A 21553-nucleotide genomic window follows, 5' to 3' on the forward strand; every position below is an offset into this window, starting at 1 on the left:
GTGAAGAGGGCCCTGCCGACTACATCTGGCAGGCGATCAACGAGCTGAAGGTATGCCGCATCGATCACGGGGTGCGCTCGGCAGACGATCCCGAGCTGCTGCGCTATCTGGCCGATACCCGGCTGCCGCTCACCGTCTGTCCCCTCTCCAACACCCGGCTCAAGGTGTTCGGCAATATGGCCCAGCACAATGTGTTGCGGCTGTTGGAGCAGGGGCTCTGCGTCACCATCAACTCGGACGATCCCGCCTACTTTGGCGGCTATATGAATGCCAACTTTGTGGCGCTGGCCGATGGCCTCGGCGCGACCATGAGTCAGCTCTGTCGCTTGTCGCTCAATGCCGTTGAGGCGAGCTGGCTCTCTCTGGCCGACAAGGCGCGGCTGACCCGGGAGATCCGCAGTTATGCCGCAACTCACGGGGTGATCCTGTATTGAGTCAGGCGCCAATGAAGTCGAGATGAGATGCACTAGATATAAAGAGAGGCCCGTCATCACTGGCGGGCCTCTCTTATTTCAATGGCTGGTGTGGTTGCAGAAGGAGGGCTGTATTACGCCACTCGCACCAGAAACTTCTCGCCCTGTCCTTCGCGCTTGAAGCGCTCGAGCAGGGTAGGCAGTGCCTCAAAGTCGCCCACCACCAGCGGCGGCAGGGTCAGTTCGCCGCTCGCCATCTGCGCCATCATGGCGACACCGGCGGCCACCAGTCGGCTCCACTGCTTGTCGGTGCCAAAGGCGTGCTGGGCGCCCAGCGCAATCTCGTGCAACGAATGGCAATGGGCAAAGGCGGGCAGCGGATTGTGCGGGATGCGCCCGAGCACAGTCACCATGTGACCGTAGTAGCCAAGGGCGGGCAGCAGGCTCTCTGCCTGTTGGCTGGAGACCAGATCGATGATCCCCTCGAACGGCTCGTTGCCGTTGGCAGTCTGCAAGGTGGCCAGCCAGTCGGGATCCCGATAATCGGCCACCCCCTGCACACCGATCTGTTTGAGCCAGTGATGGTGGCGTGGACTGGCGCTGGCAAAGACCCGCGCTCCTTGCTGGAGGGCGAGCTGCACCGCAAAACGGCCGACGCTGCTGCCAGCACCTGTGATGAGCAGCGCTTCCCCGTGCAGGCGCGGCAACTTGGCCAGCGCCTGCCAAGCGGTGAGGCCGGGACAGGGCAGGGCGGCGGCTGCCTCGTCACTCAGGGCATCGGACACCGGCAGCAGGGCACGGGCGGGTACTCGGGTGTGGCGGGCAAAGCTGCCGTGGTGGCGCAGGTCGGTGTGATAGGCGACCCGGGCACCGAGACGCAGATGGCTGACGTTGGCGCCGAGGGCCACGATAGTGCCCATGCCATCGACACCGGGCACCTGACCGTCCTGCCAGTTGGAGTGGCCATATTCGATCAGCTTCCAGTCCACCGGGTTGAAAGCGATGACCCGGTTGGCTACCAGTACCTCGTCAGGGGCGAGCGGTGCCAGGGGCAGATCGGCGAGGGTAAGCTGGGTCGGTTCACCGGGGGCATGCCAGCACCAGGCTTGGGTGTGATTCATGATGACTCCTTGTGAAAGCGAGGGGAGAGAACAACGAGGTCATTGCAACAGCAATACAGAGAAACTGCCACTGCTGCGAATGGGTAACAATACGACAGGCCCCAACCTGTGGGGCCTGCGTTACGTGGCCGGTTGGCCATCGACAATCAGCGGCTGGCTGCTGCGTCATCGGCCTGATAGGCGGGGTAATCGGTCAACCCCTTCTCGCCACCGCCAAACAGGGTGGCCGGATCGTGGGGGGCCAGCGGATAGCCGTGGCGCAGCCGGTTCGGCAGGTCCGGGTTGGCGACGAAGGGGCGACCAAAGCCAATCATGTCGGCCCAGCCCGCTTCGAGGGCGGCGCGGGCGCGATCACCATCATATTTACCGGCGTAGATCAGGGTGTTGGGGAAGGCATCCCGCAGACCCTGCTTGAAGTTCTCCGGCATCAGGGGGGCATCGTCCCAGTCCGCTTCGGCGATGTGCAAGTAGGTGACATTGAGCTGGCCCAGCAGGCGGGCGGCGGCCAGATAGGTCTCCTGCGGGTTGGCATCGACGGTGCCGTTGAGGGTGGTGAGCGGCGCAAGGCGCACCCCGACCCGGTCAGCCCCGATCTCGCTGCAGACCGCTTCGGTCACCTCTTTGAGGAAGCGCAACCGGTTTTCCAGCGATCCGCCATAACTGTCGTTGCGGGCGTTGGATTCGGAGTCGAGGAACTGGTTGATGAGGTATCCGTTGGCGGCGTGCAGCTCGATGCCGTCAAAACCGGCGCTGATGGCGTTGCGAGCCGCCTGACGGAACTGGCCCACCACCGCATCGATATCGGCCTGGGTCATGGCGCGCGGGGTGACGGTCTCGACAAAGCCCGGCGCATCGCTGCCGTTATCGACGAACACCTTGACGCCCACTGCGGGCAGAGCTGAAGCGGAGATGGGCTGGGCGCCGCCGATGTTGTCCGGATGGGTGACCCGGCCCACGTGCCAGAGCTGGGCGAAGATGGTGCCCCCCTTGGCGTGTACGGCATCGGTCACAAGCTTCCAGCCAGCGATCTGCTCGGCGCTGTAGATGCCTGGCGTCCAGGCATAGCCCTTGCCCATGGGGTCGATTTGGGTGCCTTCGCTGATGATCAGGCCCGCCTCGGCGCGCTGGGCGTAGTAGCTCGCCATCATGGCGTTAGCCACATCACCCGGCTGACTGGCACGGGAGCGGGTCATGGGGGGCATGACGATGCGGTTGGCAAGGTGCAGCTGGCCGAGGCGCAGCGGGCAGAACAGGTGATCGTGGCTCATCTTGAGTTCCTCATGGTGGAAGTGAGGCCACTTTATGCCGCCATCTTGTTGTGAAAAAGAGGGGTAATTGCACAAGAGAATTGTGCTTGATGCAGCAATCAGCACAAACCGCCGGGAAAGGAGGCGTTGAGGCATAAAGCTGAAGCATAAAAAAGAGGGCCGTCTGGCCCTCTTCTGTTTTCTGCTGGTGGCAGGCTCAAGCCGCGGCGGGCATCACTTTCACCCGCTCGATGCGCCGCTCGCTCACCTCGATCACCTCGAAGTTGAGCTGCTGCAGTTGCAACTGCTGACCCGAGGTGGGCAGAGTGCCGAAGTGGGAGAGCAGCATGCCCGCCAGGGTCACGTATTCATCGCTCTCGCTCACCAGCCCCTCGTGCTCCAGCACCTGCTCAACATGGTGGATGTTGGTGCTGCCGTTGATCAGCCACCCTTCGCCATCGCGCACGATATCCGGGGTTTCGTCCTCGTCCGGCAACTCGCCGACGATGGCCTCCAGCAGATCGTGGGTGGTGACCAGCCCCTGGATCACGCCAAACTCGTCGGAGACCAGAATAAGGCTTCCCTTGGCTTTGCGCAGCTCCGCCAGCAGACGGATCACGTTGATGGTCTGCGGCACGATAATGGGATCGTTCTGCTTGGCCAGTTCGCTCAAGGATTGCCCTTCGTTCAAGGCAAACAGCAGGTCGCGCGCCTTGACCACTCCGATCACCTCGTCCAGATCCCCGTCACAGATGGGGAACAGGCTGTGGGGCTCGCGCTGCAGCAGGGCGCGGATCTCGTCGCTGGAGTCGTTGATATCGATCCAGGCCATCTCCGAGCGCGGGGTCATGATGGTGCGAATGGAGCGTTCGGCCAGCGACAGTACGCCGGTCACCATATAGCGCTCCTCCTCGCCAAAGCTCACCGGCGCTACGGCCGGGGCATCCAGATCGTCATCCGGCTGATCCTGATAGGCCTTGCTGCCCATCAATTTGAAGATGGCGGCGGTGGTGCGCTCGCGCAGCGGCTGTTTGGATTCGTGACGCATGGCGCTGCGCTGGGCCAGCTGGTTGAAAAACTCGATCAGCACCGAGAAGCCGATGGCCGCGTAGAGGTAGCCCTTCGGAATGTGGAAGCCGAAGCCTTCTGCCACCAGGCTGAAGCCGATCATCAGCAGGAAGCTCAGGCAGAGCACCACCACGGTTGGGTGGGCGTTGACGAAGCGGGTCAGCGGTTTGGAGGCGAGCACCATCACCACCATGGCGATGGTCACGGCGGCCATCATTACGCCAAGGTGCTCCACCATGCCGACGGCGGTGATGATGGAGTCGAGCGAGAAGACCGCATCCAGCACCAGAATTTGGGCGATCACCACGCCAAAACTGGCGTAGGCGCCGACCGGGCCGTCATCTTGGGGTTTGGCTTCCAGCCGCTCATGCAGCTCGGAGGTAGCCTTGAACAGCAGGAACAGGCCGCCCCCCATCAGGATCAGATCCCGACCGGAGAAGGGGTGATCCCACAGGTGCAAAATCGGGGTGGTCAGGGTGACCAGCCATGACATGACGCTCAAGAGCCCAAGTCGCATCAGCAGGGCCAGCGACAGGCCGATGACGCGGGCCTTGTCCCGTTGGGCGGGGGGCAGTTTTTTCACCAGAATGGCGATAAAGACCAGGTTGTCGATCCCCAGCACGATTTCCAGAATGATCAGGGTAAACAGACCGATCCAGATATGGGGATCCAGCAGCAATTCCATTGTGACGACCTCAATAAAAACAGACAGAGCAAACAGTGATCACGGCGCAAGATGGCCGCAGTAACAGCAAGGCAAAGGTGTTATTCAGAGGCGCTGATTAAGCAGAAAAAGATAGGCTTTGACAGAGAGAGACGAAGGGCAACTTCGGGGATTGTCCATGATGGGCAATAAAACCTCGGGTGAAAAATGAGCCCTGATGATAGCGGCTGGCGCCAATTTGGCAAGAGCAGTGTCAGCGTGGCGTGATGGGGTTGTGATGCGACAGGGGAGGCGGCGGTGCCGCGCTCCCCCGTGCGGTCGTTACAACCAGCGCTTTTCGCGGGTGAAACAGACCGAGAGCCAGGCATCCCCCAGGGTATCGCCAAGGCGAGACCAGAGCTCCTGACGCAGTGCATCCTGACGTTCGACGGGCCACTCCTGACCCGGCGCCACCAGAATGTTCAATTCCAGATCGAAGCGGCGACCGCTTTTGGCCAGATGGCTGTAGCACTCGATGCCGTGGCGCTGGCGCAGCGCCTCGATCTCCTGCTCGACTTGCCGTGGCACATCCCCCTTGGGGGCGATCTTCAACACTTCCCGCAGGTTGCGGCCGAGCACCTTGATGGGAATGAGAGTTGCGCAGAGGGCCAGCAGCGAGACCAGCACCGGGTCTATGTAGCGGTTGTATTGGCCGTAGCCGATGGCATCAAGGCCGATGGCGACCACAAAGCCAATCAGCAGGGTGGCGCTGAGCAGGGTATCCACCAGCCACTCCTTGGAGTCGACCCGCACCAGCTCGGAGTCTACCTGCTCGGCGACCTGGGCTTCGATGCGATAGATGATGGCGCAGAAGAAGGTGGAGACGGCGGCATAGATGAGGGCGTGGCCGAGATCGATCTCTCGTCCTCCCTCCAGCAGGGTGGTGATGCCGCTATAGAGAGCGCCAAGGCAGAGCAGCAAGATAATGGCGCCATTGATGACGTTGGTGATGGGCTCGAAGTGGGCGTAGCCGTACTGGAAGCGCGCATCGGAAGGGCGGGTAACGAGATAGGCGGTAACAAGACCGAGGCCCGTCATACCCATGCTGAACAGGGTGAAGATACCATCGAGCATGATGGCGTTGGAACCGACGAAGAGGCCGTAGCCGATGCCGAAGATGGCAAAGGTAATACAACCGAACAGCGACAGGGTAAGCGCCTGTTTTTCGGTGGTGACCAGCGTACTGATAACATGGCTGTGGTGAGCCATAAAAGTCCTCCTTTCAAATGGTGAATATTGCCAAGCGCAAGCGGTTTTCTAGCTGATATACTGCCCGCTCACATGTGAGCGGACTGGCCTGACTGCCATTGACAGGCGGCTGGCCAGTCGTTGTCGCCGGCGTGCCGGCATCAAGCAAAGGATGGGAACAAGGATTCATGATCCCGAGACTCGATTACCAGGACAGTTTGTCACCCGCAACCCTGCAGTTTCTTGAGTTGCTAGAGCGCAGCGCATTTCGTGGTGATATCGAAAAGTCTTATGCAAGCCGGTTGGCGATGGCGACGGATAACAGCGTCTATCAGGTAGTACCTCAGGCGGTTCTCTATCCGCGCAGTGCGGACGACATAGCAGCAATGCTCAAGCTGGCCGCAGAGCCGGCGTTCGCCTCCCTGAGTTTTTTCCCTCGCGGTGGCGGTACCGGCACCAATGGTCAGTCATTGGGCGGCGGCATTATCGTCGATCTCTCCCGTTATATGAACCAGATCATGGAAATTAATCTGGAGGAGGGGTGGGTGCGCGCCCAGGCCGGGGTGGTGAAAGACCAGCTCAACGCCTATCTCAAGCCCCACGGCTACTTCTTCTCGCCGGATCTCTCCACCTCCAACCGCGCCACCTTAGGGGGCATGATCAACACCGACGCCTCGGGGCAGGGGTCGCTGGTCTACGGCAAAACCTCGGATCACGTGCTCGGCCTCAAAGCCGTGCTGGAGAATGGTGACATCATGGCGACCGAGCCGCTAAGTAGCGAACGGCTTGCCGACAAGCTGGCGCTGGAGAGTCGCGAAGGAGAGATCTATCGCACCCTCTATCGCATCGGCAAGGAGCGCCGCGCCGACATCGAGGCGACCTTCCCCAAGCTCAACCGCTTTCTGACCGGTTACGATCTCAAGCACCTCTATCAACCCGATACCGACACGCTGGATGTGAGCCGGGTGCTGTGCGGATCTGAAGGGTCTCTCGGCTTTATCACCGAAGCCAAACTCAATATCACCCCCATCCCGCGTTATCGCACTCTGGTCAACGTCAAGTACGACAGTTTCCCCTCCGCCCTGCGCAACGCCCCCTTTATGGTTGAGGCCCAAGCGCTGTCGGTGGAAACGGTGGATTCCCGGGTGCTCGGACTGGCCCGCGCCGACATCATCTGGCATTCGGTGAAAGAACTTATTCAGGATGTGCCCGGCAAGGATCTGCAGGGGCTCAACATTGTCGAGTTTGCCGATACCGACGAGGCTGCGCACAAGGCCAAGGTGGCGGAGCTGTGCCGCCGTATCGACGCGCTGCTGGCCAAGGGGGAGGCGGGGATCATCGGCTATCAGGTGTGTGACCACCTGCCGAGCATCGAGACCATCTACACCATGCGCAAGAAGTCGGTGGGGCTGCTGGGCAATGCCGAAGGGCGCAAGAAGCCAGTGGCCTTCACTGAAGATACCGCCGTGCCGCCAGAGTCACTGGCCGATTTCATCATGGAGTTTCGTGCCCTGCTGGACGCCCACGGCCTCGACTACGGCATGTTCGGCCACGTCGATGCCGGTGTACTGCACGTGCGCCCGGCGCTGGATTTGTGCGATCCCGAGCAGGAGGTGCTGCTGCGCCGTATCTCCGATCAGGTGGTGGCGCTCACCGCCAAATATGGCGGCCTGATGTGGGGCGAGCACGGCAAGGGCTTTCGCTCCGAATACAGTCCCGCCTTCTTTGGCGAGCTGTGGGAAGAGCAGCAGCGGGTCAAGGGGGCATTCGACCCAGCGAACCGCATCAATCCGGGCAAGATCTGCATTCCCTACGGTAGCGGCGCCGAGCTGGTGTCGGTGGATGGGCCCAAGCGCGGCAAGTATGACCGCCAGATCCCGCTCGCGGTGCGCACCAGCTACACCCGCGCCATGGATTGTAACGGCAACGGTCTCTGCTTCACCTTCGAGACCGACTCCCCCATGTGCCCCTCGGTCAAGATCAGCCGCGATCGCCGCCACTCCCCCAAGGGGCGGGCGGGCCTGATGCGTGAATGGTTGCGTCAGCTGGCGGAGCAGGGCTTCGATCCGTTGGCGGAAGAGGTGGCACTGCAATCCGGTGGTGTGCGCTTCAAACAGCTGGTGGACAAGGTGCGCAACAGCTGGGCCAAACAGCGCGGCGAGTATGATTTCTCCCATGAGGTGATGGAGGCGATGGCGGGCTGTCTGGCCTGCAAGGCATGTACCAGCCAGTGCCCGATCAAGGTGGATGTGCCCGATTTTCGCGCCCGCTTTATGCAGCTTTATCACGGCCGCTACCTGCGTGCGCCGAAGGATTATTTTGTCGGCACGGTGGAGAGCTATGCACCGCTGCTTGCCAAGGCGCCGAAGCTGGTTAACTTCTTCCTCGAAAAAGAGTGGGCCCAGAAGGCGACCGAGAAGAGTATCGGCATGGTGGATGTGCCGCTGCTCTCGGTGCCGACCCTGGCCGAGAGCCTGCACGACAACCGTGCCCGCTATTTTGATCTGCCGGGACTGGAGCGGATGAGTGCCGAGCAGCGCAAGCTGGTAGTGCTGATAGTGCAGGACCCCTTCACCAGTTATTACGACGCCCCCGTGGTGCGCGACCTGGTGAAACTCGCCAGCAAGCTCGGCTTTCAGCCCTACCTGCTGCCTTTTAAACCCAACGGTAAGCCCCAGCATATCAAGGGGTTCCTGCGTGCCTTTGCCCGCACTGCAGCCAACAGCGCCCAGTTCCTCAACAAGGTGGCGGCGCTTGGCATTCCCATGGTGGGGGTGGATCCGGCCATGGTGCTCTGCTATCGCGACGAGTATGCCAAGGCGCTGGGGTCGGCCCGCGGTGATTTTCAGGTGTTGTTGCCGCAGGAGTGGCTGCTCTCGCTGCCGGCAGATCAACTGCCTGCTAGTGCCAACAAGGCAAAGAGCGAGGAGGGGGGCGAGCCCTGGTATCTCTTTGCCCACTGCACCGAGAAGACCGCCAAGCCCTCGACCCACGGCGACTGGAGCACCCTGTTTGGCCGCTTCGGGGCCAGCTTGCAGCCAGTCTCTGTGGGTTGCTGCGGTATGGCGGGCACCTATGGTCACGATGTCAAACAGGTGGAGAACTCCAAGGGCATCTATGGGTTGAGCTGGGCCGACCCGCTCACCCGCCTGCCCAAAGCGCGCTGTCTGGCGACCGGCTATTCGTGCCGCAGTCAGGTCAAACGGATGGAGGGGGAAAAGCTCAAACATCCATTGCAAGCCCTGCTGGAGCTGCTCTGATGCTGACGTTCCCCAAGCGGTTTCGGGTGCCGAAGGCCTATCGGCATCCACGTTTCTTGCTGTTACCCGCCACTCCCTCTCAGGCGGTGGTGGAGTTTGTCGCCATGTTGCGCGAGCGCGAGCAGCTCCATCAGCTGTTTCGCCCGAACGATCTCTGGCCCTCGGCCAATTTCAGCCTGAGCCAGCACGAAGGAGACCTGGAGTGGCAGCAGTCGGAGTTTCTGGCCAAGCGCTCGTTCGCCTATGGCCTATGGAGTCCGGATCGGGAGCCGCAATTTTTGGGGGGGGTTTATCTCTACCCCTCGGTGCTGCCGGAGGTAGCGGTGGAGCTCTTCTTCTGGAAGGTGGCCGAGGCGCCCATCACGGATGAGGAGCTGGAGATTCAGCTGCGCGACTGGCTCGCCAGGGTGTGGCAGTGGCCAGAACCCCGCTTGCCGGGGCGAGATGTGCCTTGGTCCGAGTGGCCCGGCGTTACCTACCCCTGGTGACATCCCGCTTAATGGCATGATTGTGTAACACGCAGCTCCGTGTCGGGGCTGCGTTGTTACCACGTCACCTGGTAACCAACAACTCACATAACCGAACCATTTTGCCGATGGAGGGCGTTTCACTCATATCGGTACGCATTCATCGCTAACATAAGGAGTCTGCTCGCAATGAGTCACGATATTGCGCCCATCTGGCGTAAACCCATGAGTCTGGAGGGGCTCAACGCCACCTCTCGCAACACCCTGATGGCCCACCTCGATATCATCTATACCGCTTTTGGCCCAGACTGGTTGGAGGCCACTATGCCAGTGGATCACCGCACCCACCAGCCTCTTGGCATGCTGCATGGCGGCGCATCTGTGGTGCTGGCGGAAACCTTGGGATCGATTGCCGCCAATATGGCGGTCGGGCCAGATAGCTACTGTGTGGGGCTGGAGGTGAATGCCAACCATCTGCGAGCTAAACGGGAAGGGGTGGTGACCGGGCGTTGCACGCCGCTCCATCTGGGAGCAACAACCCAGGTGTGGCAGATTGAAATTCGGGACGAACGTGAGCGTTTATTGTGCACCAGCCGACTGACCATGGCGGTGCTCAAACACAAGCGGGGCAAGGACTCCAGCGAGGAGTGATCTGCAATAACGCACTATGAGTGCAAAATAAGCAAGCCATACTCGTCAGATCCCTCTATAATTGCCAACGTCTTGAGAGGCTTATCACATTTTTCAAGACAGCAGAACAAAGTGGCGCTATAATCGCCGCCTTTTTGCTATTCCGCGGTGTTAGCCGCCTGCCTTAATCTGGAAGAATCTATGTCTGATACCGAACAACTGCCCCTTTTTAGTGAGCTTGGACTGGCCGCGCCTGTATTGAAAGCGCTGCAGGACGTGGGCTATGAGCGCCCGTCACCGATCCAGGCCGCAGCAATTCCCCACCTGATGGCGGGACACGATCTGCTGGGGCAGGCGCAAACCGGTACAGGGAAGACCGCTGCTTTTGCCTTGCCTCTGTTGTCTCGTCTGGAAGCTGGTAACCGCAACACCCAGATCCTGGTGCTGGCGCCTACCCGCGAACTGGCGCTGCAAGTGGCTGAAGCGTGCCAACGCTACGCCCACCACATGCCTGATTTCCACGTACTGCCCATCTACGGCGGTGCCTCTTACGAAACCCAGACCCGCGCCCTGCGTCGCGGTGCCCAGGTTGTCGTCGGTACTCCGGGCCGCGTGATGGACCTGATCCGTCGCAAGAACCTGGACCTCTCCGGCCTGAAAGCTCTGGTACTGGACGAAGCTGATGAAATGCTGCGTATGGGCTTCATCGACGACGTTGACTGGATCATGGAGCAGTGCCCGAGCACTCGTCAGGTTGCCCTGTTCTCTGCCACCATGCCGGAGCAGATCCGTCGCGTGGCCCAGAAGCACCTGAAGCAGCCCAAAGAGATCAAGATCGCCTCCAAGACTGCTACCGCGACCACTATTCGCCAGCGCTACTGGCAGGTAACCGGTCTGCACAAGCTGGACGCCATGACCCGTCTGCTGGAAGTGGAATCCTACGAAGCCCTGCTGGTATTCGTACGCACCAAGAACGCTGCCGAAGAGCTGGCTGGCAAGCTGGCCGCCCGTGGCCACGCTTGTGAAGCGCTGCACGGCGACATCCCGCAGAAACTGCGTGAGCGTACCGTCGACAAACTGCGTCAAGGCCAGCTGGATATCCTGATCGCCACCGACGTTGTCGCCCGTGGTCTGGACGTTGAGCGCATCACTCACGTAGTGAACTACGACATTCCGTACGACACCGAATCTTACGTTCACCGTATCGGCCGTACCGGTCGTGCCGGTCGTAAAGGCGAAGCCATCCTGTTCGTGGCTCCCCGCGAGCGTCGTATGCTGCGCGCCATCGAGCACGCAACCCGTCAGGCCATCGAGCCGATGAAGATGCCGAGCACCGAGGACATCAACCAGCATCGTCTGGCCAAGTTCAAAGAGCGCATCCGCGAAACCATGATGGGTGAAGAGCTCGAGATCTACCACAACCTGGTCAACGAGCTGATCGAAGAAGATTCTGCCGATCCGCTGGAGCTGGCTGCTGCACTGGCCAAGCTGGTACAGGGTGACCAACCGCTGCTGCTGGATGACTCCATTCCGGATCCGCTGTTCAACAACAGCAGCGATCGTGGTGGCTTCGAGCGCCGTGACTTCAACGACCGTGGCGGTCGTGATTTCGGTGACCGTGGTGATCGTCCTGCCCGTCGCATGCCGTCCCTGGAGCCGCGTCCGCTGAAAGACAACCCGGATGTGGAGATGGAGCGCTACCGCGTAGACGTGGGTGCCCATCACGGCGTCAAGCCGGGCCAGATCGTGGGCGCCATCGCCAACGAAGCGAATATCGAGAGCCGCTTCATCGGCAACATCGACATCGCTGATGACTTCTCCACCGTCGATCTGCCGAAAGGCATGAGCGCCGATGTACTGGAAGTGATCAAGAAAGCCCGTGTTTGCCAGCGTCCGCTGCAGATCACTCGCTACACCGAAGTGCCGGCCGGTGGCAACACCAGCAGCCGTCCGCCCCGTGGTGATCGTCCGTTCCGTGGCGACCGTCCTTTCAACAAGGATCGCCGTCCCCAGGGTGACCGTCCGTTCAACAAGAGCGGGGAGCGCCGTGAAGGTGGCTTCAACAAAGATCGCAAATTCGGTGGCAAGCGTCGCGAAAGCTGATTGCTGATCCCGTTATGAAGAAGGCCGCTCATTGAGCGGCCTTTTTTTTGTATCTGCGATAGGGACTGCACCGTCAGTTTTCCTGTGTGGGGGTCATATTTCTGTTCCATAACCCAAGTCGAGAGCCAAAGGGACATGAATATTTTCCGATGCAGTTGTGACATTCGGAGCCAGGATGCCATGCTTTTGGTGGCATTCGGGTACAGCCTGATGCTGGTTGCCTGTTGTGGTGAGCTGCTTGCCGCAACATTGTTTTGCATTGTGACTCTGCCGTTGTCATGTGGGTGGGCTGAGTGAAACCAATAAAACAAACAGTACGATACGGAGGTCTATCATGGGTGGATGGCTTGGCAGGATGCTGCTGTTATCCGGCTGTCTCGTTTCTGGCATGGTGTTGGCTGATGATCCCTTCCTCAAGATCAAGGGGGATGGCTGTTGCCATGGTAAAGGGGAGGTCGTGTTGACCCGGGCCGAGTTTGAGGCCTTACCTCAGACAGAGGTCAAGACCCAGACCCCCTGGACCGAGGGGGATCACACCTATCGTGGCGTGCTGCTGCGAGATCTGGTCAAGATGTATGGTCTCAAGAGTGGGGAGGTCAAGGCGGTCGCCATCAATGACTACTGGGCGGCTGTGCCGCTGGAAGATGGAGATAAATATGCGGTACTGCTGGCCGAGAAGCAGGATGGCAAGGCGTTGACCCTGCGCAACAAGGGGCCGCTCTGGATCATCTATCCCCTCTCTGATCACCCGGAGCTGAACAAGGAGCTCTATCACAGCCGGATGGTGTGGCAACTGACGGCGATTGAGAGCAAATAAGATGCTGCGCGGCAAGTTTCTAAGCTTGAGCCTGATGGTGACTGCCTTTTTGGGGGTTGCCATCTGGTCGGTCTGGAACTATGACCGTGCTTTTAATGCTGTGACCCGCTATACCCAACTCTCCGCCTGGGCGTTGGCGCAGCTGGAGTTGGAAATCCATGGCTTTGATGAAGCGCTCTCTCTCTATCGTACCGGTTCGACCAGTCAGGAAGAGATGAACAAGCGCTTTGATATTGCCTGGAACCGGCTCGATGTCTTCCTGCACGGGGAGGAGGCCAAGCCTGTGCGAACCCGCTTTGGGGCTGAACAGGCAGCAGGCAAGATCATGACTCTGTTCGAGAAGTATGAGCAGGCCGTGGTCAGCGGAGAGCGAGATTCAAAAGAACTTGCTCGTTTTGCCGAGGAGTTGGCTCGGGATCTGGCTGCGATCCGCGATGTGATGGTGAAAAATTTCACCGGTCCATCCGCTATTGCCCAGCGGGAGGTACTCAACTCGTCGCGTATCCAGAACTTCTTCATTCTGGCTTTCTTGATGTTGGCGACCGTGGTGATGCTGCTGATGCTGTTTCGCGAAGTGCGCCACCAGCACTTTCTGGCGTGGAATGATGCGCTAACCCGCTTGCCGAACCGGGCCTCCTTGATCAAACACCTCAAGCAGCTGACGGGACATAAAGGGGGGCGCAGCAGCGTGACCGTCTGTCTGGTGGATCTTGGCCATTTCAGGGAGGTAAATGACAGCCTGGGCTACGAGGTGGGGGATGCATTGCTGACGCAACTGGCCGAGCGGATCCGCGCGGTATCGGTTGACGGTCTCTTTGCCGCCCGTACCGGTAGCGATGAGTTTGCCATCATTATTTCCGGCGTTATGCCCACCTATTTGCGCTTTCCATTTCTGGAGCAGCTGCGTAACGAACTTGCCGGGCTCGCCTTGGCGACTGATCCCGCCCACCGGGTGCGGGTCTTTATGGGGGTCAGCCAGTACGTGCGACCGGTACACACGCCGGAGGAGATGCTGTTGTTTGCCGATATCGCCCTCGACAGTGCCAAGCGCAAGCGGCTGAATCGTTACGTGGTTTTCTCCAGCAGCATGTATCAGCACTATCTGCGTAACCGCCGTTTGTCGACCGAGTTGCGCGAGCTGATCCAGCACCACAGCAATTTGCAGTTGAGCCTCTACTATCAGCCCATTGTCCGTGGTCAAGGTAGGGTGCGACTGGGGGCTGAGGTACTGATCCGCTGGAATCACCCGGAGTACGGGTTTATTCCGCCCCTCGATATCATCTCGCTGGCGGAAGATAACGGGCTGGGGGAAGCGCTCGGGTTATGGATCTTCCGGCGCTTGCAACATGATCTCGCCACTTTCCCGAGCGACTTGATTGAACCGCTGGAGATCTCGGTCAACCTCTCGAGTTCCATGTTCACTATGGGGTTGCCAGCCCAGCTGGATGAGAACATGAGAGAGGGGCCGCTAAGCCTGCAACAGCTGATCGTCGAACTGACCGAAACGATTGCTCTGGATGATATCGAGCTGAGCAAGCAAATCATCGACACCCTGCGTCAGATCGGAGTGCGGGTGGCCCTTGATGATTTCGGTACCGGCTGGTCATCGTTCTCCTATTTGCGGGAACTTTATTTCGACAAGCTCAAGATCGACCGCTCATTTATCACGGCCATCGACAATGACACCCGTCAGGCGCTGTTCGTCGAGGCGATCACCAGCCTCTCTCATCAACTCGGTGTGCGGGTGGTGGCGGAAGGGGTGGAAAACAACGATGAGCTGAAGGCGGTGCTGAGCATAGGGGTGGATGAAATTCAGGGCTATTTCTACTCGAGGCCCTTGCCACTACAGGACTTTCTGCTGTTCTGCCATCGCTACTTTATCAATCGGAGCATCATGCAGGAGGTTGCGCTGGGTTAGCGAGCGGTGCCTTTTCACCGTCACCACAAGCTACCGTGCTGTTGTTCATCTAGTCGAATACAACAAGAAGGCGACCATCAGGTCGCCTTCTTGTTGTGCATTGTGACGTGCAGAGTTCGCAGCCCGAGGGGCTATCAGAGCACCATGGCGGCAATCCAGCCGAAGATCACCAGCGGGATGTTGTAGTGAATAAAGGTGGGCACCACGCTGTCCCAGATATGGTCGTGCTGGCCGTCGGCGTTAAGGCCTGAGGTGGGGCCCAGCGTCGAGTCGGAGGCCGGTGAACCCGCATCCCCCAGCGCGCCAGCGGTACCAACCAGTGCGATGATCGCCATTGGTGAGAAGCCAAGCTGCAGACAGAGCGGCACATAGATGGTGGCTATGATGGGCACGGTGGAGAAGGAAGAACCGATCCCCATGGTGATGAGCAGACCCACCAGCAGCATCAGGAAGGCGGCGATCCCCTTGTGCTGACCGATGCCGGAGGCGACCACCTGAACCAGAGAGTCGACCCCGTGGGTTGCCTTCATCACCGCGGCAAAACCGGCGGCGGAGATCATGATGAAGCCGATCAGCGACATCATGCGCACTCCCTGTGTGAAGGCATCCTGGCTTTCGCGAAACTTGATGACGCCGCCGCAGGTGAAGATGACAAAACCGGCCAGTGCACCCAGTACGATGCTGTTGGTCATCAGTTGCAGCCCCAGCGCCACGCCAATGGCCAGCAGAGCCACCCAGATGTGGGTAAGGTTGAGCTCGACCGCTTCGGGCTCGGCATCCAGGATCTTGGCCAGATCGTACTGGCGCGGTTTGCGATAGCTGATGAATACCGCAATCAGCAGGCCCAGTACCATACCGGCGACCGGAATGGCCATCGCCAGCGGGATCTGGCTGGTGGTGATGGGCACGCCGTTATCGATCAGGTTCTTGGCCAGAATGTTGTTGAGGAAGATGCCACCAAAGCCGACCGGCAGCACCATGTAGGTGGCGGTCAGGCCAAAGGTTATGACACAGGCCACCTGACGACGGTCGATCTGCATCTGTGCCATCACGTGCAGCAGCGGCGGGATCAGGATGGGAATAAAGGCGATGTGAACCGGGATCAGGTTCTGGGAGGAGATCGCCACGGCCAGCACGGAAGAGAGCAGAAGGGTTTTGACCCACATGATGCGGGTCGAGCTGGCATCCTTGCCCAACTGGTTGATCACCTTGCGGGCCAGCAGGTCGGTGATCCCGGAGCGGGAGATGGCAACCGCAAAGGCACCCAGCATGGCGTAGGAGAGAGCAATCTCGGCGCCACCGCCCAGGCCACCGCTGAAGGTGGTGAGGGTATCGGTCAACGACAGTCCACCGACCAGGCCGCCAGCAATGGCCCCCAGCGCCAGCGAGACCACCACATTGATCCGCAGCAGACTGAGCACCAGCATCAGCCCGACTGCGATAACAACTGGATTCATTTGATTTCCTTATAGTTTGTTATTGCTGTCTGTCATGTGAAGGGGAGTTAGTTTGCGAAAAATGTGACAAATGTCGAGAAAAAAATCAGTCAACCCCCTCATATCGCAGCAGCATGTGGCACAAGGTTGCTCAACATGAGGGTTTGTGACCTGTTTGTCTCCGTGGATCCCGTGCGCAGCGGTTGATAGTGACGTTGATATCGATTTCCGGTGCGCCGTGCAATCAATCATTTCCCCAAAAAAGCGAAGGCTGCCACTGGCAGCCTTCGTCCGTTTATTCTTGCCCCTCATCATCGGCAGAAGCATCGGTTGTGTCATCATCCGGATGCGCTGGCGGCCAACCCCCCATGCTCTTCCAGCGGTTAACGATATGACAGAACAGCTCTGTGGTGCGTTCGGTGTCATAGAGGGCAGAGTGCGCCTCTTTATTGTCAAACGGGATGCGGGCACTCTGGCACGCTTTGGCCAGCACGGTCTGACCCAGCGCCAATCCGGAGAGGGCTGCGGTGTCGAAGGTCGCAAACGGGTGGAATGGATTGCGCTTGAGGCCTGCACGCTCGGCTGCAGCCATCACGAAGCCGTGATCAAAGGTGGCGTTGTGGGCCACTATGATGGCGCGGCCGCAATCCTGCTCCTTCATCCCCTTGCGGATCCCCTTGAAGATCTCGGTCAGTGCCTCTTTTTCCGAGACAGCGCCACGCAACGGGTTGTAGGGGTCGATGCCGGTGAACTCCAGCGCGGCCTTTTCCAGGTTGGCCCCTTCGAAGGGCTCGACATGAAAGTGGAATACCTGATCGGGAACGAGCCAGCCCTGCTCATCCATTTTCAGGGTGTAAGCCGCGATTTCGAGCAGGGCATCGGTCTTGGCGTTGAACCCGGCTGTTTCAACATCGATGACGACGGGGTAAAAACCACGGAAACGGCCCTTGAGGGTATGAACTGCGTCGGTCATGGGATCTCGGTCGGGATAAAATGAGGCGGCATTATGGCAAAAAAGCACAGGCTTGTCCCCCCATCCCACGCAGTCGGCTGCGGCAAGGTGGCGCAGGATTCAATATCTGTGCAGCCACCAACGGGCGGCAATCAGCGCCGTGAGCGTGCCCAACAGGGCGCTGGCCAGCACATCAACCGGCCAATGCATTCCCATTACCATGCGCGACAGACCAACCCCCAGTGCCCACAACGGCAGCAGCCAGACGCCCGTGGGAGCGCGGGCCAGCCAGATCAGACCAAAGAACTGGGCCAGGCTGATGGCGGCGATGCTGTGGCCAGAGGGGAAGGCGTAGTTCACCTCGTCCTGCCAGTGGTGGCCGAGCCACTCTGGCAGGGCCAGCAGCTGGCTGGCGGCGTGAACCTGTTCGCTGCGCACATCGACGCTACTGGCGTAGAAGTGCTTGATGGCCGGGATCAGCGACTGACTCTCAAGCCAGAGCAGATAGGGTCTGGGCTCTTCGGTCAGGTGTTTGATCAGGCTCTTGAGCACCCAGTCGCTGGCAAGCAGGGCCGCCAGTGCACACCCCAGCGCAATGAAGGAGGCCCACTCCAGTCTCAGTTTGTAGCGAGTCAGCATCAGCAAGAGGGCGCCACTGACCCCGATCCCGGGAAGATCGACCATGCGGGTGAGGGCGTATGACCACCATAACCAGCCTGATTGCAGGGAGCCGGTCAGAAAAGGCTGCCAGGGCAGGGTGGCGAGCAGCAGCAGGGGCAGGATCAACAGAGCAGTGAATCCAAGCACCTGACTGCGGGTGAGTGAGGCGGTTGACGCTGGGAGCGGCGGAGCGTGTGGCGGCATGGTGGGTATGGGCGATCGCGAAAAAGAGGGGCATTGTGCCACCGAGATATGCCCGGACAAAGCCGAGCAGTCGGTTTGTTACCTCTGCTTACACATTTGTGGCGACATCCTCTGTTTGAACGGGCGGATGGAGTGGCTGCCGCGCAATGTGGTCCCGTTTCGTGCCGGATTGCATCACAGGCTGAAATCTCGGGCGGCTTTGCGCTAGAATAGCGCCCCCGTGGCGGTTGTGACCAAAGAGAGCCCGATGAAGATAGTCGTTGATGAGAATATGCCCCATGCCGTGGAGCTGTTTGCCGAATTTGGCGAGGTGATCGCCTTGCCCGGACGGCAGATGCAGGCCCGCGATCTGCTCGATGCCGATGTGCTGCTGGTGCGTTCGGTCACCCGCGTCAACGGCGATTTGCTGGCGACCAGCCCGAAACTCGGGTTTGTCGGCACCGCCACCATAGGCACCGACCATGTGGACAAGGCGCTGCTGGCAAGCCGCAATATTCCCTTCTTCAGCGCCCCCGGTTGCAACAAGTATTCGGTGGGGGATTATGTGCTCTCCGCCCTGCTGGTGCTGGCGGAGCGCTATGAACTCGAGCTCTCGGCCATGACGTTGGCGGTGATTGGCGCGGGCAATACCGGCGAGTGTGTGGCGGCCAAGGCCCAAGCACTCGGCATGAAGGTGCTGCGCTGCGATCCGCCCAGGGCGCGTAATACCCCCGATGCGGGCTTTGTCGATTATCAGACCGCCCTTGGCGCCGATATCGTCAGCTTCCATGTGCCCATCACCCGCGAAGGGCAGGATGCCACCTACCATCTGCTCGATGCCGAGCAGATTGCCGCCCGTCCTGCCGGGCAGATCCTGATCAATGCTTCCCGGGGCGAGGTGTGGGATAACCGGGCCCTGCTGGCACGCCAGCTGAGCGATAAGCCGTTGCGACTGGTGATGGATGTGTGGGAGAACGAGCCCGAGCCACTGGCAGCGCTGGTGCCCCATACCGAGATTGCCACCCCCCATATCGCCGGTTACAGCCTGGAGGGGAAGGCCCGTGGTACCTGGATGCTCTATCAGGCGCTCTGCCAGCAGCTGGGACGCCAGCCTCGTCAGGATTTGAGTCAGCTGTTGCCTGCCCCCGATGTGCAGGTGGTGATGCCGGGCCGCGCACCGGATCAGGCGTTGATCAAGCAGCTGGTGCATCTGGTTTATGACGTGCGTCGCGATGATGCCCGTTTCCGGGCCCGACTCGGCTTGCCCGGCAGCTTTGACGAGCAGCGCAAACACTACCCCGAGCGCCGTGAACTATCCTCCCTGCAGGTTGAGGGGGCGTTTGCCGACCAGGCGCTGGGCGAGCTGGGATTTGCGCTGTCACGCCCCTGAATCGGGGACTAGGAGTTGGAAGGTAACCGGAAGGGGTGAGCCATACAGGCTACCTCCACCCCATTTTTTACTGAGCTGGCGCAGATGCTACTGCGCCGGCTCAGCCATATCAGGCAGCGTCATCTCGCCGTGCGGGAGCCTGCCGACCATGGTGCCACCCGGCGCCATTGCAGCATTATCAGAGGAGAACAGAATGAGCCAGCAGTTTAACGTAGCGGTATTGGGTGCCAGCGGCGCCGTGGGTCAGGCGATGATCGAGATCCTGGAAGAGCGCGAATTTCCGGTAGCGACCCTCTATCCGCTGGCTTCCAGCCGCAGCGCCGGTGATACCGTGCGCTTTGGCGGCAAGAACCTCGAGATCCTCGATGTGGAGGAGTTTGACTGGAGCCAGGTGCAGATCGCACTCTTCTCCGCCGGTGCCGAGGTCTCTGCCAAGTGGGCGCCGATTGCTGCCGAACACGGCTGCATCGTCATCGACAACACCTCCTGCTTCCGTTACGACGAAGATATCCCGCTGGTGATCCCGGAAGTGAACCCGGATGCGCTGGCCGATTTTCGCAATCGCAACATCATCGCCAATCCCAACTGCTCCACCATCCAGATGCTGGTGGCCCTGAAGCCGCTGCACGACGAAGTGGGCATTGCCCGCATCAACGTGGCCACCTATCAATCCGTGTCAGGCTCCGGCAAAGAGGGGGTCAGCGAGTTGGCGGGTCAGACCGCTCATCTGCTCAACGGTCGTCCGGTTGAACCGACCCTCTATCCGCAACAGATCGCCTTTAACCTGATCCCGCAGATCGACAGCTTCACTGACAACGGCTACACCCGTGAAGAGATGAAGATGGTATGGGAAACCCAGAAGATCCTCGGCGATGCCAGCATTGCCGTGAATCCGACTTGCGTGCGGGTGCCGGTCTTCTACGGCCACGCCGAGGCGGTACACGTCGAACTGCACCAGCCGCTCGATGCCGAACAGGTCAAGGATCTGCTGCGCAATGCACCGGGTGTGACCCTGTTTGATGACGAAGGGGACTATCCGACCCCGGTGCGTGACGCAACCGGCAAGGATGAGGTGCTGGTGGGTCGGGTGCGCCAGGATATTTCTCACCCGAGTGGTATCAATATGTGGATCGTGGCCGATAACGTTCGTAAGGGCGCGGCGACCAACAGTGTACAGATTGCCGAGCTGCTGGTTCGCGACTATCTGTAAGGCTGGTCAGATGCCACAGATGCGCAGCAGGGAGTGCTGCGCATCCGGCCTGTGATCAAACCGGGGTGTGACCCATGCCGCACTCCGTCACTTCAAGATTCTGTTGCGATATCAACTGATTAAGTTTTTTCCTACACTCAGGGTCAAGTTGGGTGCTAAATGTGTCGGACTGCTGGCTTGCCAGGCGAGCCTGATTTATATTGAACCGACTGTTTTGGGGTAACTATCCAGATTTTTCAATGTGATAGGGCCGTCATACGAAGGAACGAATATGGGACATTCCCGCATAACATTGGCAACGCTACTCGCATTGGGTCTGCTGGGCACCGTCCAGGCTGAAGACTCGGCGCGGGAGCCTTTTTTTGTCGAGCTAAAAGGCCCTGACGAACCCGCACCTCCCGCCGTCAATTCCCAGCCGCTGGCGCAGCCGGTCGCCAGACCCGTCGCGCAACCGGTACGTGCAACCGCCCAACCGGTGGTGCGTCAGGTCACTGCCAATGCCGGTAGCTATGGCCCTGTTCGTCCGACCGATACCCTCTGGAGCCTGGCGAGCAAATATCGCCCCTCCAATCGGGTCAGCGTCTACCAGACCATGGTGGCGATTTACGAGAAAAACCCCCGCAGTTTTGCCGATGGCAATATCAACCACATTCTGGTGGGGTCCCGCATTCTGCTGCCGACTGCGGCCGAGGCGAGCGTCATCACCGATGCTCAGGCCCGCGCCAAGTTCCGTAGCGACAACGCCAGCTGGAAGGGGTTAAGCCCCAAATATCTGGCTGACAAGCAG

General features: G+C 59.9%; 17 protein-coding genes. 10 read left to right on the top strand and 7 right to left on the bottom strand.

Features of this window, described 5'->3' with window-relative positions; translation table 11 throughout:
• Positions 1–434: adenosine deaminase (locus AB5Y92_RS10625; protein WP_368226740.1), on the top strand; the 434-nt coding region annotated here is incomplete at its 5' end.
• 113 nt (positions 435–547) lie between these two features.
• On the opposite strand, the gene AB5Y92_RS10630 is transcribed toward AB5Y92_RS10625, so the two are convergent.
• The 4 genes from AB5Y92_RS10630 to AB5Y92_RS10645 all read right to left on the bottom strand — a co-directional run bounded on the left by AB5Y92_RS10630 (position 548) and on the right by AB5Y92_RS10645 (position 5761).
• Positions 548–1534 carry a zinc-binding dehydrogenase gene (locus AB5Y92_RS10630; protein WP_368226741.1) on the bottom strand — a complete coding sequence of 329 codons (987 nt, stop codon included), beginning with the start codon at positions 1532–1534 and terminating at the stop codon, positions 548–550.
• A gap of 146 nt (positions 1535–1680) precedes the next feature.
• On the bottom strand, positions 1681–2802 hold the full coding sequence (locus AB5Y92_RS10635; RefSeq protein ID WP_368226742.1) for an alkene reductase: 1122 nt from the start codon (positions 2800–2802) through the stop codon (positions 1681–1683).
• Positions 2803–2998: 196 nt separating this feature from the next.
• Positions 2999–4534 carry a TerC family protein gene (locus AB5Y92_RS10640; protein ID WP_368226743.1) on the bottom strand — a complete coding sequence of 512 codons (1536 nt, stop codon included), beginning with the start codon at positions 4532–4534 and terminating at the stop codon, positions 2999–3001.
• Between the two features lie 300 nt (positions 4535–4834).
• A complete protein-coding gene (locus AB5Y92_RS10645; RefSeq protein ID WP_236396842.1) occupies positions 4835–5761 on the bottom strand; it encodes a cation diffusion facilitator family transporter in 927 nt (308 codons plus the stop codon).
• Between the two features lie 167 nt (positions 5762–5928).
• On the opposite strand from AB5Y92_RS10645, the gene AB5Y92_RS10650 reads away from it, so the two are divergent.
• From AB5Y92_RS10650 to AB5Y92_RS10675, 6 genes are all read left to right on the top strand, one after another.
• Positions 5929–9000, top strand: coding sequence for an FAD-binding and (Fe-S)-binding domain-containing protein (locus AB5Y92_RS10650; RefSeq protein WP_368226744.1), 3072 nt, complete (start codon positions 5929–5931; stop codon positions 8998–9000).
• Positions 9000–9488: a hypothetical protein gene (locus AB5Y92_RS10655; protein WP_368226745.1), complete on the top strand. Its 489-nt coding sequence runs from the start codon at positions 9000–9002 to the stop codon at positions 9486–9488. Before AB5Y92_RS10650 ends, AB5Y92_RS10655 begins: the two co-directional genes overlap by 1 nt.
• Before the next feature lie 168 nt (positions 9489–9656).
• On the top strand, positions 9657–10118 hold the full coding sequence (locus tag AB5Y92_RS10660) for a hotdog fold thioesterase (protein WP_124929190.1): 462 nt from the start codon (positions 9657–9659) through the stop codon (positions 10116–10118).
• A gap of 180 nt (positions 10119–10298) precedes the next feature.
• Positions 10299–12200, top strand: a complete 1902-nt coding sequence (locus AB5Y92_RS10665; protein ID WP_236768398.1) for a DEAD/DEAH box helicase — start codon at positions 10299–10301, stop codon at positions 12198–12200.
• Between the two features lie 334 nt (positions 12201–12534).
• Positions 12535–13017, top strand: a complete 483-nt coding sequence (locus AB5Y92_RS10670; RefSeq protein ID WP_227096325.1) for a molybdopterin-dependent oxidoreductase — start codon at positions 12535–12537, stop codon at positions 13015–13017.
• Between the two features lies 1 nt (position 13018).
• A complete protein-coding gene (locus tag AB5Y92_RS10675; protein WP_368226746.1) occupies positions 13019–14935 on the top strand; it encodes a putative bifunctional diguanylate cyclase/phosphodiesterase in 1917 nt (638 codons plus the stop codon).
• Positions 14936–15069: 134 nt separating this feature from the next.
• Here AB5Y92_RS10675 and AB5Y92_RS10680 read toward each other — a convergent pair whose 3' ends face one another.
• The 3 genes from AB5Y92_RS10680 to AB5Y92_RS10690 all read right to left on the bottom strand — a co-directional run bounded on the left by AB5Y92_RS10680 (position 15070) and on the right by AB5Y92_RS10690 (position 18187).
• Positions 15070–16392, bottom strand: a complete 1323-nt coding sequence (locus AB5Y92_RS10680; protein ID WP_005361308.1) for a Na+/H+ antiporter family protein — start codon at positions 16390–16392, stop codon at positions 15070–15072.
• A 274-nt stretch (positions 16393–16666) separates the two neighbouring features.
• On the bottom strand, positions 16667–17344 hold the full coding sequence (rnt, locus tag AB5Y92_RS10685; RefSeq protein WP_201905601.1) for a ribonuclease T: 678 nt from the start codon (positions 17342–17344) through the stop codon (positions 16667–16669).
• Positions 17345–17443: 99 nt separating this feature from the next.
• Positions 17444–18187: a phosphatase PAP2 family protein gene (locus AB5Y92_RS10690; protein ID WP_368226747.1), complete on the bottom strand. Its 744-nt coding sequence runs from the start codon at positions 18185–18187 to the stop codon at positions 17444–17446.
• A 247-nt stretch (positions 18188–18434) separates the two neighbouring features.
• On the opposite strand from AB5Y92_RS10690, the gene AB5Y92_RS10695 reads away from it, so the two are divergent.
• From AB5Y92_RS10695 to AB5Y92_RS10705, 3 genes are all read left to right on the top strand, one after another.
• The gene (locus tag AB5Y92_RS10695) at positions 18435–19556 is read left to right on the top strand and encodes a 4-phosphoerythronate dehydrogenase (RefSeq protein ID WP_368226748.1); all 1122 of its coding nucleotides are present in this window, start codon (positions 18435–18437) and stop codon (positions 19554–19556) included.
• A gap of 193 nt (positions 19557–19749) precedes the next feature.
• Positions 19750–20766, top strand: coding sequence for an aspartate-semialdehyde dehydrogenase (locus tag AB5Y92_RS10700; protein ID WP_005344937.1), 1017 nt, complete (start codon positions 19750–19752; stop codon positions 20764–20766).
• Positions 20767–21037: 271 nt separating this feature from the next.
• Positions 21038–21553: FimV/HubP family polar landmark protein (locus AB5Y92_RS10705; protein WP_368226749.1), on the top strand; the 516-nt coding region annotated here is incomplete at its 3' end.

Origin of the sequence: Aeromonas sp. R1-1, from assembly GCF_040908495.1 — a bacterium.
Taxonomy (GTDB): Bacteria; Pseudomonadota; Gammaproteobacteria; order Enterobacterales; family Aeromonadaceae; genus Aeromonas; species Aeromonas veronii.

What these genes read in the sequence shown, in the direction of transcription:
- AB5Y92_RS10655 (WP_368226745.1), top strand. Translation starts at nt 9,000, where the DNA reads ATGCTGACGTTCCCCAAGCGGTTTCGGGTGCCGAAGGCCTATCGGCAT.
- AB5Y92_RS10645 (WP_236396842.1), bottom strand. Translation starts at nt 5,761, where the DNA reads ATGGCTCACCACAGCCATGTTATCAGTACGCTGGTCACCACCGAAAAA.
- AB5Y92_RS10690 (WP_368226747.1), bottom strand. Translation starts at nt 18,187, where the DNA reads ATGCCGCCACACGCTCCGCCGCTCCCAGCGTCAACCGCCTCACTCACC.
- AB5Y92_RS10670 (WP_227096325.1), top strand. Translation starts at nt 12,535, where the DNA reads ATGGGTGGATGGCTTGGCAGGATGCTGCTGTTATCCGGCTGTCTCGTT.
- AB5Y92_RS10700 (WP_005344937.1), top strand. Translation starts at nt 19,750, where the DNA reads ATGAGCCAGCAGTTTAACGTAGCGGTATTGGGTGCCAGCGGCGCCGTG.
- AB5Y92_RS10660 (WP_124929190.1), top strand. Translation starts at nt 9,657, where the DNA reads ATGAGTCACGATATTGCGCCCATCTGGCGTAAACCCATGAGTCTGGAG.
- AB5Y92_RS10640 (WP_368226743.1), bottom strand. Translation starts at nt 4,534, where the DNA reads ATGGAATTGCTGCTGGATCCCCATATCTGGATCGGTCTGTTTACCCTG.
- AB5Y92_RS10665 (WP_236768398.1), top strand. Translation starts at nt 10,299, where the DNA reads ATGTCTGATACCGAACAACTGCCCCTTTTTAGTGAGCTTGGACTGGCC.
- AB5Y92_RS10635 (WP_368226742.1), bottom strand. Translation starts at nt 2,802, where the DNA reads ATGAGCCACGATCACCTGTTCTGCCCGCTGCGCCTCGGCCAGCTGCAC.
- AB5Y92_RS10695 (WP_368226748.1), top strand. Translation starts at nt 18,435, where the DNA reads ATGAAGATAGTCGTTGATGAGAATATGCCCCATGCCGTGGAGCTGTTT.
- AB5Y92_RS10630 (WP_368226741.1), bottom strand. Translation starts at nt 1,534, where the DNA reads ATGAATCACACCCAAGCCTGGTGCTGGCATGCCCCCGGTGAACCGACC.
- AB5Y92_RS10650 (WP_368226744.1), top strand. Translation starts at nt 5,929, where the DNA reads ATGATCCCGAGACTCGATTACCAGGACAGTTTGTCACCCGCAACCCTG.
- AB5Y92_RS10675 (WP_368226746.1), top strand. Translation starts at nt 13,019, where the DNA reads ATGCTGCGCGGCAAGTTTCTAAGCTTGAGCCTGATGGTGACTGCCTTT.
- rnt (WP_201905601.1), bottom strand. Translation starts at nt 17,344, where the DNA reads ATGACCGACGCAGTTCATACCCTCAAGGGCCGTTTCCGTGGTTTTTAC.
- AB5Y92_RS10680 (WP_005361308.1), bottom strand. Translation starts at nt 16,392, where the DNA reads ATGAATCCAGTTGTTATCGCAGTCGGGCTGATGCTGGTGCTCAGTCTG.